Here is a 15,386-nt window from a genome sequence, read left to right as displayed (position 1 = left end):
TTTATATAGGTGTCCGATTACTGGTCGGCTGAGCTCGATTGTGGGGTTGAATTCCTTTGACAGTCGAGGGGCGCATCCCTAGAATGCCGCGCTTATGTTGAAAGGACCAATACCTCCGCACGTAGATCCGCGCAAGCTCGCTGACCGAGCGGCTGCCCTGAAGGGTGAGCTGCAATTGTCTGAGCTGAAGCGGCTCGTCGATCCTCTTGAGGACGATAAGGGTGTGGTGCGCGCCAGTTTCGACTTCGGGCGCGACGAGCAGCGTACTGTGGTGATCCACAGCGAGCTGGATGTTGAGGTCACAATGATTTGCCAGCGTTGTCTGGAGCCGGTTGTTCTGCCTATTCACAGCGAATGCGACTATGCCGTGGTGAATGAAGGTTCGAGCAGTCAGCACCTGCCCAAGGGCTATGACGTGCTGGAAGTGGGAGAGGATCCTCTGGATCTGCTGGCGCTGGTTGAAGAGGAGCTCCTGCTCGCTCTTCCGATTGTTCCACTCCATGACCAAGAAGTTTGCCAGCCGCCGGTCGGGCCTGATGAGCCTGAGCCGAGTGAGGACGAGGTATCGCGGTCCAACCCGTTCAGCGTACTGGCGCAGTTAAAGCGTGACCCAAACGTTTAGGAGTTGATCCCAATGGCTGTTCAGCAGAACAAAAAATCCCGTTCCGCCCGTGATATGCGCCGTTCGCACGACGCGCTCGAGCCGAATGCCCTGTCCGTGGAAAAGAGCACTGGTGAAGTTCACCTGCGTCACCACGTTTCCCCGGAAGGTTTCTACCGTGGTCGTAAAGTGATCGATAAGGGCGCTGACGAGTAAATTCTTGTCCGCTCCGATCATAGCGATCGATGCAATGGGTGGGGACTTCGGTCCCCACTGCATTGTTCCGGCCAGTCTCCAGTGTCTGGCTGAATCCCCCTCGCTACGCCTGGCCCTGGTTGGCCAATCCTCCATTCTCGAAGAAATTATCGCCCGCCATGGTGGTGTGGATCGCACGCGTCTGACGATTGTCGATGCCGACGAAGTAATCGCCATGGATGATCGACCGATGCAGGCATTGCGTGCCAAGCCGCGCTCATCCATGCGCGTCGCTCTGGAGTTGGTGCGTGATGGCCAGGCTCAGGCTTGTGTCAGCGCCGGGAACACAGGCGCCTTGATGGCACTTGCTCGCCACGTGCTGAAGACGCTGCCTGGGGTCGATCGTCCGGCCATGATGACCGCTATCCCCACTATCGATGGAGCCTGTCTGCTGCTTGACCTGGGCGCGAACGTGGACTGCACTGCCGAGCAGCTCTATCAATTCGCGGTGATGGGTTCGGTTGCTGCGCAAAGTCTAGGGATCGAACATCCGAGAGTCTCGCTGCTAAATGTCGGTACAGAAGAAATTAAGGGAAATCAGCAGGTCAAGGCAGCAGCTGGGCTATTGCAGCAGGCTGGTGATATTAACTATCAGGGATTCATCGAGGGTGACGGGCTGTTTCGTGGCGAGGCTGACGTGGCGGTTTGTGACGGTTTCGTTGGCAATATTCTGCTCAAGTCCAGCGAGGGGCTGGCGCATATGGTTGCCTTGCGTGTCGAGGCGCTTTTTCGCCGTTCGCTGATCTCGCGTCTGGTCGGTGCGCTGGCTCTGCCGCTGTTGCGCCAGTTAAGGGCCGATCTGCGACCGGCACAATATAACGGTGCGAGCTTTCTAGGGCTTAAGGGTATCGTCGTGAAGAGTCACGGTGGCGCGGGTGCGGAAGGTTTTCGTTCGGCGATCCTCCGTGCAGCCCAGGATATGCAGCACAATCTGCCGGAGCAATTGCACAGTCGACTCGAGCTTATGCTCGTGACCAATCGGTCGGTAAGCGGCTCCGGTGATGTGACCGTTGCCGGCGGCTCGCCATCCAACTGAAAATTCGATGCGTCCTCGAGGCGTATTCTTTTTGACGAACAACCACAAGAGAGCCGTTTCATGTCCGCATCACTTGCATTCGTCTTTCCGGGGCAGGGCTCCCAGGCCCTTGGCATGCTCGCAGAGCACGGCGCCCAGCAATCGCTGATCGTCGACACCTTCGCTGAGGCCTCGTCGGTGCTTGGTTATGACCTATGGGCGCTTTCCCAACAGGGTCCAGAGGAACATCTGAATCAGACCGACAAGACTCAGCCGGCAATTCTTACGGCCTCGATTGCGCTTTGGCGTTTGTGGCTGGCTAAAGATGGTGCGAGGCCGGCGTTCGTTGCAGGTCATAGTCTGGGTGAGTATTCCGCTCTAGTCGCTGCGGGTAGCCTTCCATTCGCCGATGCGGTGAAACTGGTCGAGCTGCGCGGGCAGCTTATGCAACAAGCCGTACCGGCCGGTACTGGCGGCATGGCAGCAATCCTGGGATTGGAAGATGCAGATGTGTTGGCTGCCTGTCGCGAGGCGGCACAAGGCGAGGTGGTCAGTGCAGTCAATTTTAATGCGCCTGGCCAAGTTGTGGTTGCCGGTAGCGCCGCGGCCGTCCAGCGCGCTATCGAAGTTTGCAAGGCCAGGGGCGCCAAGCGCGCAATGCCGCTGCCGGTCAGCGTGCCGTCGCACTGTGATCTTATGCGCCCGGCGGCAGAGCGTTTTGCTGACTCCATCACTGGAGCAGCCTGGCGGGCGCCCGAGATTCCATTGGTCCAGAATGTCAGTGCGGCAATAGTTACGGATCTCGACACGCTCAAGCGTGACTTGCTGGCGCAACTTTATAGCCCGGTTCGCTGGGTCGAGACGATTGTCGCGTTGAGCGAGCGCGGTGTAACCGATCTGGTTGAATGTGGTCCGGGTAAGGTCCTTTCCGGACTCAACAAGCGCTGTGTGAAAGGCCTGAATACTTACAATCTGGACACCCCCGAAGCTGTTGCTGCCACTCGCGCCGCACTGGCCTGAACAAGGAGAAATTTATGAATTTGCAAGGCAAGGTTGCGCTGGTAACCGGCGCCAGTCGCGGTATTGGCCAGGCCATCGCGCTGGAGTTGGGCCGTCAGGGTGCGATCGTGATTGGCACCGCGACTTCTTCTTCGGGTGCCGAACGCATCGCCGAAACGCTCAAGCAAAACGGTATCGAAGGTACGGGTTTGGTCTTGGACGTTACGAGTGACGAGTCCGTTGCAAGCACTCTGGAGCAGATCCAGCAAAGCTTCGGCCAGCCGGCTATTCTGGTCAACAACGCAGGCATCACTCGCGACAATCTGATGCTGCGAATGAAAGATGATGAATGGCACGATGTGATCAACACCAACCTCAGCAGTCTCTATCGCCTGACCAAAGGCGTCCTGCGAGGCATGACCAAGGCACGCTGGGGGCGGATCATCAGTATCGGCTCCGTAGTAGGTGCCATGGGTAACGCCGGACAGGTAAACTACGCGGCGGCCAAGGCCGGGCTCGAGGGCTTCAGTCGCGCACTGGCCCGTGAAGTCGGCTCGCGCGGTATCACGGTCAATGCCGTGGCGCCGGGCTTTATCGATACAGACATGACGCGTGAGCTTCCCGAAGCTCAGCGTGACGCATTGCTGGGGCAGATCCCGCTGGGTCGGCTTGGGCAGGCGGAAGAGATTGCCAAGGTCGTTGTTTTTCTAGCTTCTGACGGCGCTGCCTATGTTACCGGGGCTACAGTTCCGGTGAATGGTGGCATGTACATGAGCTAATGTGACGCCCAACGCATGTAAGCAGTCATAACGGCTGATTAATTTCGTTATAAAACTGCGGCTTGTTTATAGACAGAAGGTTGAAAGCAGGTTCATGCTTGCCCGCTTTCAGCTTGAAATGCGGAAAACGCTTTCTATACACTACCGCGCAGACCAGCTGCCTGATTTTTCCATAGGAGTGAAAACAAGGTATGAGCACCATCGAAGAACGCGTCAAGAAAATCGTTGCCGAGCAACTTGGCGTCAAGGAAGAGGAAGTCACCAACAGCGCTTCCTTCGTCGAAGACCTGGGTGCCGACTCCCTTGATACTGTTGAGCTGGTTATGGCTCTGGAAGAGGAATTCGAGACCGAAATCCCGGACGAGCAAGCCGAGAAGATCACCACTGTTCAAGAAGCTATCGATTACATCAACGCGCACGCGCAGTAATTTGTAATCCTGCTTCGAAACCAGTAAGCCGCACTGCCTTGAACGGGCAGTGCGGCTTTTGTTTGAGTTAGCTGAATTAAGCTGTCGCGCATATGTGCGCGATGCCTGAAGTGGTTGGCTTTGATCCGTTGTAGCGGAGTCGAGCGAGCCAAATGTAAACGTAAGGAGAATTGCTGTGTCGCGTAGACGCGTCGTAATCACCGGGATGGGCATGCTATCGCCGCTGGGTAACGATGTGCCAAGCAGCTGGCAAGGGATTCTCGCCGGCCGCAGTGGCATCGGCCTGATAGAACATATGGACCTTTCCGCTTATTCCACTCGCTTTGGCGGATCGGTCAAGAATTTCGATGTCGAGCAGTACCTGCCAGCGAAAGAAGCACGCAAGCTCGATCTTTTCATCCAGTACGGGCTGGCTGCCAGTTTTCAGGCAGTGCGTGATTCCGGGCTGGAAATCAACGACGCCAATCGTGAGCGCATCGGTGTCGCCATGGGCTCGGGTATCGGTGGCCTGACCAATATCGAAAACAGCTGCAAGGCCCTGATCGAGCAGGGTCCTCGACGTATTTCGCCATTTTTCGTTCCTGGCTCGATAATCAACATGGTTTCGGGTTTCCTGTCGATCCACTTGGGCCTGCAGGGACCGAACTATGCCATCGCAACAGCCTGTACCACGGGAACGCACTGCATCGGCATGGCTGCGCGCAATATTGCCTATGGCGAGGCCGATGTAATGGTCGCGGGCGGCTCGGAAATGGCCGCCAGCGGGCTCGGAATTGGCGGTTTTGCTGCAGCACGTGCGCTTTCTACACGCAACGACGACCCGGCTGCAGCCAGCCGACCTTGGGACAAGGGGCGGGATGGCTTCGTCTTGTCCGACGGCGCTGGTGCGTTGGTCCTGGAGGAGCTCGAGCACGCCAGAGCCCGTGGTGCCAAAATTTACGCCGAGCTGATCGGTTTCGGTATGAGCGCCGATGCCTTTCACATGACTTCACCGCCGGAAGACGGCGCTGGTGCCGCGCGCTGCATCCGCAACGCCATCGTCGATGCAAAGATCGACATCAATCAGGTGCATTACATCAACGCTCACGGTACCTCTACGCCTGCCGGCGATAAGGCCGAAGCTGCCGCGATAAAGGCCGTGTTTGGCAGCCATGCCTATGAACTGTCGGTGAGCTCGACAAAATCGATGGTTGGTCACCTGTTGGGTGCCGCCGGTGCTGTCGAGGCGATTTTCAGCGTGCTTGCCATTCGCGATCAGGTCGCGCCGCCGACCATCAATCTCGATGAGCCGGATGACGGCTGCGATTTGGACTTTGTGCCGCACGAGGCGAAGCCAAGGACGATTGATGTCGCGGTCTCCAACTCCTTTGGTTTCGGGGGTACCAACGGTTCGCTGGTTTTCCGCCGGTTCACCGAGTGACACTGAGCTGGGTGGATGGGCAGCCCGCCGATGGGCTGCCCCTCCATGATCGAGGTTTTGCGTACGGCGACGGTCTGTTCGAAACCATACGGGTTATCGATGGTCAGCCGGAGCTGCTGGATCGTCATCTGGATCGTCTTGGTCTTGGTTGCCAGCGCTTCGCTATCCACTGCGACATGGCAGCTCTCCGTTCGCAAGTTATCGCGTTTGGCAAGACGCTTGGTACTGGCGTAGCCAAACTGGTCCTGACGCGTGGCGACGGTCGGCGCGGCTACGGCCCGCCAGCTGCCTGCCAGTCGCGAATCGTTCTGATGGGATCGCCACTGCCAGGTTACCCGGCCGAACATTCCGAAAAAGGCGTGCGCCTGTATCCCTGTGCGACCCGTCTCGCCGAGCAGCCGGCTCTGGCCGGGCTGAAACACCTCAATCGCCTGGAACAGGTATTGGCGCGTGCCGAATGGCAGAATCCCGACTTTGCCGAAGGGTTGATGCGCGATACTTCCGGGCGTGTCATCGAGGCGGTCTTCAGCAACCTCTTCATGGTCCAATCTGGGGTACTGCTGACCCCGTCGGTCGAGCGATGCGGTGTAGCTGGCGTAATGCGTGCGGAGCTCCTTCAGCGGGCCCAGGTCGCAGGAGTTCAGACCCAGATCGGTGATGTCTCGTTCGGACAACTGCTTGGCGCTGACGAGGTTTTCGTTTGTAACAGCCTGTATGGCGTCTGGCCTGTGCGACAGTTCGAAGCCAACGTCTGGCCGGTGGGACCGCTCACACGTAAACTCCAACGCCTAGTTGCTGATCTGTCGAGTAATACGTGATTCGAAAACTGTCTTTCGCGCTCTTGGGTGCCGTACTGGTCGCCGCGCTGGCGCTCGGTCTGGTTGCTTGGAAGCTTCACGCCGCTTTGGAGCAGCCATTGCAGCTCACCGAGGCGCAGACGCTGGAGGTCAAGCCCGGCGACACGCCCAGCGGTCTGTTTCAACGTCTGGAGCGAGAAGGGATGCTGAGCGACTCGTTCTGGTTGCGACTGCACTGGCGGCTGAATCTTTCCGGGCAAACCCTGCACAGCGGCGAATATCAACTGCGGCCGAAAATGACCGCGCGCGACATGATCGGGCTCTGGCAGCGTGGTGAGGTTGTTCAATACACCCTGACAATTGTCGAAGGCTGGAATTTCCGCCAGGTGCGGGCTGCGCTGGAGGCGCTGCCAACGATCCAGCAGACACTCAGCGGGCTATCGGATACCGAGGTCATGGCTCGACTCGGCCAAGCGGGTTTGCACCCAGAAGGGCGCTTCTTCCCGGACACCTACAGCTTCATCCGCGGAGTGACCGATCTCGAATTGCTCCAGCGGGCCTTTTCACGACTTGAAACCGTTTTGGCTGAAGAGTGGCAACAGCGCAGCGAGGGATTGCCCTATAGGGAACCTTATCAGGCGCTGATCATGGCTTCGATCATCGAGAAAGAGACTGGTGTACCGTCCGAGCGCGGTGAAATCGCCGGTGTTTTCGTCCGTCGCCTGGAGCGTGGGATGCTGCTGCAGACCGATCCGACAGTCATCTATGGCATGGGCGAGCGGTACCAGGGACGTATTACGCGCAAGGATTTGCGCAGGCCGACGCCCTACAACACCTACACCAATGCAGGACTGCCGCCGACGCCGATCGCAATGGTGGGCCGAGAGGCCATCCACGCCGCATTGCACCCGGTGGAAGGGAAAAGCCTCTATTTTGTCGCTCGTGGAGATGGTAGCCACGTGTTCAGTGACTCACTGAGCGAGCACAATCGTGCGGTACGCGAATACCAGCTCCAGCGACGCACCGACTATCGTTCCAGCCCACCCCCCCGGCAAGCGCCGGCGCCAATCGGGAATATCCAGTGACAGGACTCTTCATTACTTTGGAAGGGCCCGAAGGCGCAGGCAAGAGCACCAACCGGGAATATCTGGCTCAGCGTCTTCGTGAGCATGGCCTCGATGTCGTACTGACCCGTGAGCCCGGCGGAACACCGCTTGCTGAACGGGTACGCGAACTGTTGTTGGCGCCCGCGGACGAGCCGATGGCCAGCGATACCGAGTTGCTGCTGGTATTCGCGGCGCGTGCACAGCATCTCGCTCAGGTCATTCGACCAGCCCTGGCGCGCGGCGCTGTGGTGCTTTGCGATCGGTTCACCGATGCGACCTATGCCTATCAAGGCGGCGGTCGCGGCTTATCCTTTCAACGGATCGAGCAGCTTGAGTGCTTCGTGCAAGGTGACTTGCGCCCGGATCTGACGCTGATCTTTGATCTGCCGGTGGAGATAGGTTTGAGCCGCGCTGCCGCGCGTGGACGCCTCGATCGGTTCGAGCAGGAAGGCCTCGCCTTCTTCGAGGCCGTGCGTAGCGCATATCTCGACCGAGCCCGAGAAGTGCCGCAGCGTTATCGCGTAATCGATGCCGGCCAGTCCCTGTCTGCAGTGCAGCGGGATCTGGAAACGCTGGTGCCCGAGGTTTTGGAGCGTGCCCTTGGCTGACGGCATTCTTCCTTGGCAGAGTGACTTGTGGCAGTTGCTGGCAGGCCGGCAGCAGCACGCCCATGCCTATCTGCTGCACGGCCCCGCCGGTATCGGCAAGCGAGCACTGGCCGAACAGCTGATGGCGTTGCTGCTGTGCAAGCAGCCGTCGCTGGATGGCGCATGCGGACATTGCAAGGGCTGCCAGCTCCTCGCCGCGCATACCCATCCTGATCATTATGTTCTCGAGCCCGAGGAGGTCGATAAGGCCATTCGTGTCGATCAGGTGCGTCAGCTGGTCGGGTTCGTCAGCCAGACCGCCCAGCTCGGCGGGCGTAAGGTGGTGCTGCTCGAGCCGGCCGAGGCGATGAATCTGAACGCCGCCAACGCTCTGCTCAAAAGCCTCGAAGAGCCAGCGGGCGATACCGTGTTACTGCTGATCAGTCATCAGCCCAGCCGGTTGTTACCGACAATCAAGAGTCGCTGTGTGCAGCAGAGCTGTCCCTTACCTGGGCGTCAGCAAAGCCTGAACTGGCTTGGTGACAAGCTTCCCGACCTGTCGACGGCGCAGCGCGAGGAGCTGCTGACGCTGGCGGCGTATTCACCCCTGGCAGCGCTCAAGCTGCATGGGCTGGGCGTGCTGGAAATGCGCGTGCAAATCGTCGAAGGGGTCAAGAAGCTGCTCAAGCAGCAGCAATCGCCCAGTCAGTTGGCCGAAGCCTGGAATCCGTTCTCTCTGATTCTGTTATTCGACTGGTTCTGCGAATGGGCGCATCTGATTTTGCGTTTCCGGATGACCGGCGATGAAGCTGGGCTGGGTGCTGCCGATATGCAGAAGGTCGTTCAGTACCTGGCGCAGAAATCCTCGTCGGCCAAGTTGCTTGCGTTGCAGGATTGGTTGCTGGTTCATCGGCAGAAAGTATTGGGAAAAGCCAACCTCAACCGTGTCTTGCTTCTCGAAGCGCTGCTGGTGCAGTGGGCAAGCTTGCCCGGGCCAAGCTAGAATCCATCGGAACTGTTGTTAGGAATACCGCATGAGCCTGCCTGCAAACCTTGGTCCGCGTAACGGCATCCTGTCCCTGACCATCAAGGACAAGTCGGTGCTCTATGCGGCCTTCATGCCTTTCATCAAGCATGGTGGCTTGTTCATTCCCACCAACAAGAGTTACAAGCTTGGCGATGAAGTGTTCATGCTGCTGAGCCTGATGGACGAACCGGAAAAAATTCCTGTTGCCGGCAAAGTCGTGTGGATTACACCGAAGGGCGCGCAGGGCAACCGGGCGGCCGGCGTTGGTGTGCAATTCAACGAGGGCGACTCGACCGCCCGCAACAAAATCGAAACCTATCTGGCCGGCGCAATGAAGTCCGATCGACCTACTCATACGATGTAAAGCAATAACGCGACAGAAGCGCTGGAGGCCGGACGATGAGGCAGCGAGTGGGCTTAGGTATCAACAAGCTTGACCGGGATTCGCTACAGCCTCTCCAGCCTTCAGCTGCTTTCCCCTACAATGCACGCCCAATCATGGCTCGATGAGTAGCGTGTTCAATGCTGGTAGATTCTCACTGTCACCTCGATCGACTCGATCTCAGCGCGCACCAAGGCTCTCTTGATGCGGCATTGGCTGCTGCGCGGCAGCGTGGCGTCAATCACTTTCTCTGTATCGGCGTCAGTGCCGACAATACTGCAGCTGTAAAAGCGTTGGCAGAGCGCTACGACGATGTCGATTGCTCGGTCGGTGTGCATCCGCTTGATCTCAATCCAGGCGCAGAGCCTGTGCTTGATTGGCTGTTGAGCGAGCTGGAACACCCTCGAGTTGTTGCAATCGGTGAGACCGGCCTGGATTATCACTACGAACCGGAAGCCGCTGCATTGCAGCAACGATCCTTTCGTCTTCACCTGGATGCGGCGAAGGCGAGCGGCAAGCCTGTGATCGTGCATACCCGGGCAGCTCGTGCCGATACGTTAGCCTTGCTGCGCCAAGCCGCGCTGCCACAGGCCGGTGTTCTGCACTGTTTCACCGAAGATTGGGATATGGCAAAGGCGGCGCTCGACCTGGGCTTTTATATCTCGCTCTCAGGTATTGTTACGTTCCGCAATGCCGATGCCCTGCGTGAGGTGGCCAGGCAAGTGCCGGCAGACCGGCTGTTGGTGGAAACCGATTCCCCCTATCTGGCTCCGATTCCCTACCGCGGCAAGCCGAACCTGCCGCAATACGTACGCGAGGTTGCCGAGTTCCTAGCCGATCTACGAGGTGTGGACTTCGATGTGCTGGCTGAGCAGACCACCAGCAACTTCAAGCGGCTGTTCCCGTTGGCTCGGGTCACCGTCCGATAGGTTTCAGCGCGAGTCTTGACGCAGCCTTATCCGTTGTCGCGTGTACCATCCGCGCCGTTTTGGTGCTCGTGCCGCCAACGTTCCGAATACCCGCCATGGCGTTCCAGCTCGGCTTCGTCATTGCCCATCAGGCAGGGCGAGCCCTATTCATCGTCACGGCAAACAAGGTGGCGCCATGTCTAGCGACACGTTTCATACCGGTCCGCTTCAGCGTGGCCTAAAAAACCGGCACATTCAGCTGATCGCGCTCGGCGGGGCTATCGGCACGGGGCTTTTTCTCGGCTCGGCTGGCGTGCTTCGCAGTGCCGGGCCGTCGATGATCCTCGGCTACGCGATTGGCGGGCTTATCGCGTTTTTAATCATGCGCCAGCTCGGTGAAATGATTGTCGAGGAACCGGTTGCAGGGTCTTTCAGCCATTTTGCGCACAAATACTGGGCGCCGTATGCGGGCTTCCTTTCCGGCTGGAACTATTGGGTTCTCTACGTTCTGGTGGGGATGGCCGAGCTGACGGCGGTGGGCAAGTACGTGCAATTCTGGTGGCCGGAGGTGCCGACCTGGGCCACCGCAGCGGCCTTTTTCGTATTGATCAATCTCATCAATCTAGTGAACGTGAAGGCTTTCGGCGAGACGGAGTTCTGGTTCGCAATCATCAAGGTCGGTGCCATCCTTGGCATGATCGCACTGGGTCTGTATTTGCTGCTGAGCGGTGAGGGCGGTGAGCAGGCCAGCTTCAGCAACCTCTGGAGCCATGGGGGATTCTTCCCCAACGGCGTCAGCGGAATGGTCATGGCGCTGGCAATCATCATGTTTTCCTTCGGCGGGCTCGAGCTGGTCGGGATCACGGCTGCCGAAGCATCCGATCCGAAGACGGTCATTCCCAAGGCCATCAACCAGGTTGTCTACCGCATCCTGATTTTTTACATCGGTGCGCTGAGCGTGCTGCTGGCGTTGTATCCCTGGGATAGCCTGCTGGAGACGCTTGGGTCGGCAGGCGATCCCTACAGCGGCAGCCCCTTCGTGCAGATATTCTCTCTGATCGGCAGCGACACCGCGGCGCACATCCTCAACTTCGTGGTGTTGACGGCGGCGCTTTCGGTCTATAACAGCGGCGTCTACTGCAACAGCCGGATGCTCTACGGCCTGGCCGAGCAGGGCGATGCGCCGCGGGTGTTGATGACAGTGAATCGTCGCGGGGTTCCGGTGCTGGCCATTGCCGTTTCGGCGCTGGTAACCATGCTCTGCGTGCTGGTGAATTATTTGCTGCCGCAGACGGCCCTGGAATTGCTCATGTCGCTCGTGGTCGCCGCGCTATTGATCAACTGGACGATGATCAGCCTCGCCCATCTGAAATTTCGCAAGGCGTTGGAAGGGCAGGGCGTCGAGCCCTCGTTCAAAGCCCTCTGGTCTCCCTTTAGCAATTACCTCTGCCTGGCATTCGTGGCCCTGATCGCAGCCATCATGCTTTCGATGCCTGGGCTGCGCACCTCGATATTTGCCACGCCGTTCTGGGTGTTGTTCATCTGGATCTGCTTCCAGATTCGCTTGGTTAGCAGGCGCACCAAACACAGCTGATCCGCCACATCCATGCAAAAAAAACCCGGCTTCGCGAGGAGCCGGGTCAAGACCATTAGGAGTATGAGGTCACGTTCCTCGCTCCCTCAGCTGGCCGAGCATTGGGGGGATTGCGCGGCCAGTGCTTGAAGTATTGGCCTGGATTGACGACTCTGCAGCCCGATTCGCCGCGTTTTTAAAACGGATTTGGAATAGCTGCGGTGACGTTGATCGCTCACCTGATCGCAGCAAGATCACGAACCACCGACAAGGTTTGCTCAATGACGTCCGGGCGGGTGTAGAAGTGTGGCGAGAGCCGTACACCGCCGCCGCGAAGGGCGCAGACAATCTGCTCCGCCTTGAGACGATCGAACAGCGTCTGGTTTTCCAAGCCGCTGACCCTGAAGGTTATGATTCCGGCTCGCCGAAGCGGGTCGGCGGAGCTTAACAGTTCGACGGCGCGCATAGCTGATAGCTCGTGCTGCAGATGGTCGATGCGCTCGCTCAGCGCCTGACCCACGCTGTGCATGCCTACGTCTTCGAGCAGGGACAAGCTTGCTTCCAGCGCCATGGCCCCAAGCAGGTTCGGGCTGCCGCATTCGAAGCGGCGCGCGCTGCGGGCCGGCTCCCAGTCGCTTCGGTCGTAATCGCCGGCATGCTCGAGCATATGCCAGCCGTATTCATGCAGTTTTAATCGCGCACGAAGATCGCTGCGGCAGTAGAAGACGCCGAGCCCCTCGGGACCCAGTAGCCATTTGTGCCCGTCAGCCATGGCAAAGGCACACCGGTATTGCTGAACGTCGAACGGCAGCGCTCCCAGCTGTTGGATTGCGTCGATGCATAAAAGCACGCCACGCTGTTCGCAGCCCTCGCCAAGACGCGGCAAGTCGAGCCGCAGGCCGCTAGCGTATTGCACTGCGCTGATCGCCATCAGCCGCACCTTCGGCCCGCAGGCGGCCAGCAGATCGGCCTCGGGGTCGTCGCCCTTGAGATTGACCTGTATCACCTCGACGCCTTGCGGTTGCAAAGCCTCCCAGACCACCCGGTTGGACGGAAACTCCTCGTCGCTGATGATGATCTGGTCACCGGCTTTCCAATCCAGGCCGAATGCTACGAAGGACAGTGCCTCGGAGGTGTTCTTGACCAGCGCTATGTCTGCTGTGGTCGGTGCATTCAGCAGCCTGGCCAAGCGCCCACGCAGGCTCGTCTCGACATTCAGCCATGTTGGGTAGTCGCGTGCGCCGATTGTCATGTTCTGTTGAGCGAAAGCCGTCACTGCTTCTGTCGCCCGGCGCGGCCAGGGGGCGACGGCAGCATGATTCAGGTATCGCAGCCCTTCAATTTGAGGAAATTCGTCATTCAGCGTACTCATTGGCGATGTTCCGTGCATTTTCTGACCAGATAGGCATAATAATCTGCTCGATTTTTCATGTCGCAGCCTCATATGCAAAATGAACCCCGGAAGGTCCGCGAATTTCGCCGTCGCGAGCAGGAGATTCTCGATACTGCGCTTCAGCTTTTTCTCGATCAGGGAGAAGACAGCGTCACCGTCGAGATGATCGCCGACATGGTGGGCATCGGCAAAGGCACCATTTATAAGCACTTCAAATCCAAGGCCGAGATCTATCTTCGGCTTATGCTCGATTATGAGCGCGATCTGAACGAGCTTCTGCATTCGCCAAGCCTCGATCAGGACAAGGAGGCGCTATCGCGCGCTTACTTTGAATTCCGCATGCGCGATCCCCAGCGTTATCGACTGTTTGACCGGCTGGAAGAAAAAGTCGTCAAGGGCAATCAGGTTCCGGATATGGTCGAGGAGCTTCATCGTATCCGCGCATCCAACTTCGAGCACTTGACCCAACTGATCAAGGGACGCATATCCGAAGGCAAGCTGGAAGACGTGCCACCGTACTTCCACTATTGCGCAGCATGGGCGTTGGTGCACGGCGCTGTAGCGCTATATCACTCGCCGTTCTGGAGTAATGTCTTGGAGGACCAGGAAGGCTTCTTCCAGTTTCTGATGGATATCGGCGTACGTATGGGTAACAAGCGCAAGCGCGATTAGCCCATCGACTGGACGACGCTACCGTGTCTGCCAGCGCTGGCGCCGGTTCGCCGCACTGTCCAAGAGTCTGCCCTCGCCGCTGCGCTAGAAGAAGGCAGTATGGGCTGCAAGTTTCTCTTTTGTACTGAACTGGCTTGTTTGCTGCATGCTTCGCTATTCGCCGGTTTTCCGTCAGAGGCAGGAGCAAAAGATGAAAGTGTTTAGCCTTATCGCGGCGTTGCTCGTACTGAGCGGTTGCATGAAGGTAAGCGACATGGCCGAGGGCACGCGCCATCAACTGCGCGATGTGGGCATTCTCGATCACAGCGAGACTGTGCGGTCAGCGTCCTGGCGCTTGCAGCCCGATTCGTTCATCTATATCGCCCAAGGTCATTTCGTGCCGCCCGGCAATGCCTATCCCCGGCCGAACGTGGTAGCCGAGGAAGCCTTCAAGGGGTTCGTCGAGTATTTCCCGCTTGTCCGGCGAGCACCCGAGCCTGCCGGATTGGAAGAAGCATTGAACCAGGCGGCCGCTGTCGGTGCCCATTACTTGCTGTACACACGATTTGCCGCTGCCGATGATCGCATCGGCAGTTTCGATGAGTTCAATGATCAGCGCGCGTTTGATCGTCTGGGTGTCGACACAAGTGTGGTCCAGCTGATGCTGATCGAGACTGGCAACCGTTATCTTGTCGATACGGCACGAATCCGCAGTCGGGGCGGGCTGTTGAATATTTATGACGCGACGCCGCAGGTCTTGCTGGGTCCGCCTTTGCGAGACTACGCCCGGCGCCTGACGGGCCTCAGTCGTTAGGGAGAGCACATGAGCGATTCTGGAAAAGCCGCGGATCTGCTGGGTCAAATTCCGAAGTCTGAAAAGAAGGGCCTGCCTCCGGTGCATCTCTGGAACCCGCCGTTTTGCGGTGATCTGGATATGCGAATCGCCCGTGACGGTAGTTGGTATTACATGGGCACGCCGATAGGGCGACCCGCCATGGTGCGGCTTTTTTCCACGGTAATTCGGCGCGACGGCGATGATTATTTTCTGGTGACGCCAGTGGAGAAGGTTGGCATCAAGGTCGATGACGCTCCCTTCGTGGCGGTTCGGCTGGAAGTGGAGGGCAGCGGCGATGCACAGATCGTCCGCTTCATCACTAATGTCGACGATGAAATCGAAGCTGGATCGGAGCATCCGATGCGGGTCGAACTCGATCCCGATACTCAGGAGCCAACACCTTATCTCCATGTACGCGCCAATCTCGACGCGCTGATTCATCGCAATGTTTTCTACCAACTGGTCGAGCTGGCTGTGCCACGTGAGATCGAAGGCGCCACTTGGCTAGGAGTCTGGAGCCATGGGCAATTTTTCCCGATTGGCCGCACCGAATAGCCCTCACAGGAAGTGGCCCGTTCGGGTTCGCGTTTGTGTTAACTGAAATAGAAAAGGCTCCCGAGGGAGCCTTTT

Annotated in this window: 18 protein-coding genes; 17 read left to right on the top strand and 1 reads right to left on the bottom strand. The window is 58.4% G+C overall.

What is annotated here, in order from left to right; genetic code table 11:
- The first annotated feature begins 94 nt into the window (after nt 1–94).
- The 14 genes from AC2LD7_RS03300 to AC2LD7_RS03235 all read left to right on the top strand — a co-directional run bounded on the left by AC2LD7_RS03300 (nt 95) and on the right by AC2LD7_RS03235 (nt 11,898).
- Nucleotides 95–622, top strand: a complete 528-nt coding sequence (locus AC2LD7_RS03300; RefSeq protein ID WP_484596426.1) for a YceD family protein — start codon at nt 95–97, stop codon at nt 620–622.
- A gap of 12 nt (nt 623–634) precedes the next feature.
- A complete protein-coding gene (gene rpmF, locus AC2LD7_RS03295) occupies nt 635–817 on the top strand; it encodes a 50S ribosomal protein L32 (RefSeq protein ID WP_019342480.1) in 183 nt (60 codons plus the stop codon).
- Nucleotides 818–821: 4 nt separating this feature from the next.
- Nucleotides 822–1,892 (top strand): phosphate acyltransferase PlsX, encoded by a 1,071-nt coding sequence (gene plsX, locus AC2LD7_RS03290; RefSeq protein WP_484596425.1) that lies wholly within the window; start codon nt 822–824, stop codon nt 1,890–1,892.
- Nucleotides 1,893–1,952: 60 nt separating this feature from the next.
- Nucleotides 1,953–2,891, top strand: coding sequence for an ACP S-malonyltransferase (fabD, locus tag AC2LD7_RS03285; protein ID WP_484596424.1), 939 nt, complete (start codon nt 1,953–1,955; stop codon nt 2,889–2,891).
- A gap of 14 nt (nt 2,892–2,905) precedes the next feature.
- On the top strand, nt 2,906–3,649 hold the full coding sequence (gene fabG, locus AC2LD7_RS03280; RefSeq protein ID WP_484596423.1) for a 3-oxoacyl-ACP reductase FabG: 744 nt from the start codon (nt 2,906–2,908) through the stop codon (nt 3,647–3,649).
- 191 nt (nt 3,650–3,840) lie between these two features.
- A complete protein-coding gene (gene acpP, locus AC2LD7_RS03275) occupies nt 3,841–4,077 on the top strand; it encodes an acyl carrier protein (RefSeq protein ID WP_003283670.1) in 237 nt (78 codons plus the stop codon).
- Between the two features lie 175 nt (nt 4,078–4,252).
- A complete protein-coding gene (fabF, locus tag AC2LD7_RS03270) occupies nt 4,253–5,497 on the top strand; it encodes a beta-ketoacyl-ACP synthase II (protein ID WP_484596422.1) in 1,245 nt (414 codons plus the stop codon).
- 2 nt (nt 5,498–5,499) lie between these two features.
- Nucleotides 5,500–6,315, top strand: a complete 816-nt coding sequence (gene pabC, locus AC2LD7_RS03265) for an aminodeoxychorismate lyase (RefSeq protein ID WP_484596462.1) — start codon at nt 5,500–5,502, stop codon at nt 6,313–6,315.
- Entirely contained in the window at nt 6,312–7,379 is a 1,068-nt protein-coding gene (mltG, locus tag AC2LD7_RS03260) for an endolytic transglycosylase MltG (RefSeq protein WP_484596421.1), read from the top strand. The genes pabC and mltG overlap by 4 nt, the downstream gene beginning before the upstream one ends.
- Nucleotides 7,376–8,008, top strand: a complete 633-nt coding sequence (tmk, locus tag AC2LD7_RS03255) for a dTMP kinase (protein ID WP_484596420.1) — start codon at nt 7,376–7,378, stop codon at nt 8,006–8,008. The genes mltG and tmk overlap by 4 nt, the downstream gene beginning before the upstream one ends.
- Nucleotides 8,001–8,990, top strand: a complete 990-nt coding sequence (locus AC2LD7_RS03250) for a DNA polymerase III subunit delta' (RefSeq protein WP_484596419.1) — start codon at nt 8,001–8,003, stop codon at nt 8,988–8,990. The genes tmk and AC2LD7_RS03250 overlap by 8 nt, the downstream gene beginning before the upstream one ends.
- 31 nt (nt 8,991–9,021) lie before the next feature.
- Nucleotides 9,022–9,378 (top strand): PilZ domain-containing protein, encoded by a 357-nt coding sequence (locus AC2LD7_RS03245; RefSeq protein WP_019342489.1) that lies wholly within the window; start codon nt 9,022–9,024, stop codon nt 9,376–9,378.
- Between the two features lie 158 nt (nt 9,379–9,536).
- Nucleotides 9,537–10,325, top strand: coding sequence for a TatD family hydrolase (locus tag AC2LD7_RS03240; protein WP_484596418.1), 789 nt, complete (start codon nt 9,537–9,539; stop codon nt 10,323–10,325).
- Nucleotides 10,326–10,500: 175 nt separating this feature from the next.
- Nucleotides 10,501–11,898 carry an amino acid permease gene (locus AC2LD7_RS03235; RefSeq protein ID WP_484596417.1) on the top strand — a complete coding sequence of 466 codons (1,398 nt, stop codon included), beginning with the start codon at nt 10,501–10,503 and terminating at the stop codon, nt 11,896–11,898.
- A gap of 214 nt (nt 11,899–12,112) precedes the next feature.
- Here AC2LD7_RS03235 and AC2LD7_RS03230 read toward each other — a convergent pair whose 3' ends face one another.
- Nucleotides 12,113–13,249 carry an aminotransferase class V-fold PLP-dependent enzyme gene (locus AC2LD7_RS03230; RefSeq protein WP_484596416.1) on the bottom strand — a complete coding sequence of 379 codons (1,137 nt, stop codon included), beginning with the start codon at nt 13,247–13,249 and terminating at the stop codon, nt 12,113–12,115.
- Nucleotides 13,250–13,321: 72 nt separating this feature from the next.
- On the opposite strand from AC2LD7_RS03230, the gene AC2LD7_RS03225 reads away from it, so the two are divergent.
- The 3 genes from AC2LD7_RS03225 (at nt 13,322) to AC2LD7_RS03215 (ending at nt 15,311) form a co-directional block, all read left to right on the top strand.
- Nucleotides 13,322–13,942 (top strand): TetR/AcrR family transcriptional regulator, encoded by a 621-nt coding sequence (locus tag AC2LD7_RS03225; protein WP_484596415.1) that lies wholly within the window; start codon nt 13,322–13,324, stop codon nt 13,940–13,942.
- Nucleotides 13,943–14,132: 190 nt separating this feature from the next.
- The gene (locus tag AC2LD7_RS03220; protein ID WP_484596414.1) at nt 14,133–14,735 is read left to right on the top strand and encodes a DUF4823 domain-containing protein; all 603 of its coding nucleotides are present in this window, start codon (nt 14,133–14,135) and stop codon (nt 14,733–14,735) included.
- Between the two features lie 9 nt (nt 14,736–14,744).
- Nucleotides 14,745–15,311 (top strand): DUF1285 domain-containing protein, encoded by a 567-nt coding sequence (locus AC2LD7_RS03215; RefSeq protein WP_484596413.1) that lies wholly within the window; start codon nt 14,745–14,747, stop codon nt 15,309–15,311.
- The last annotated feature ends 75 nt before the right edge of the window (nt 15,312–15,386 follow it).

The sequence above is a fragment of the Stutzerimonas sp. genome (genome assembly GCF_982611455.1).
Note: the sequence above shows the minus strand (reverse complement) of the source record. Positions and strands in the feature narration are given on the sequence as shown.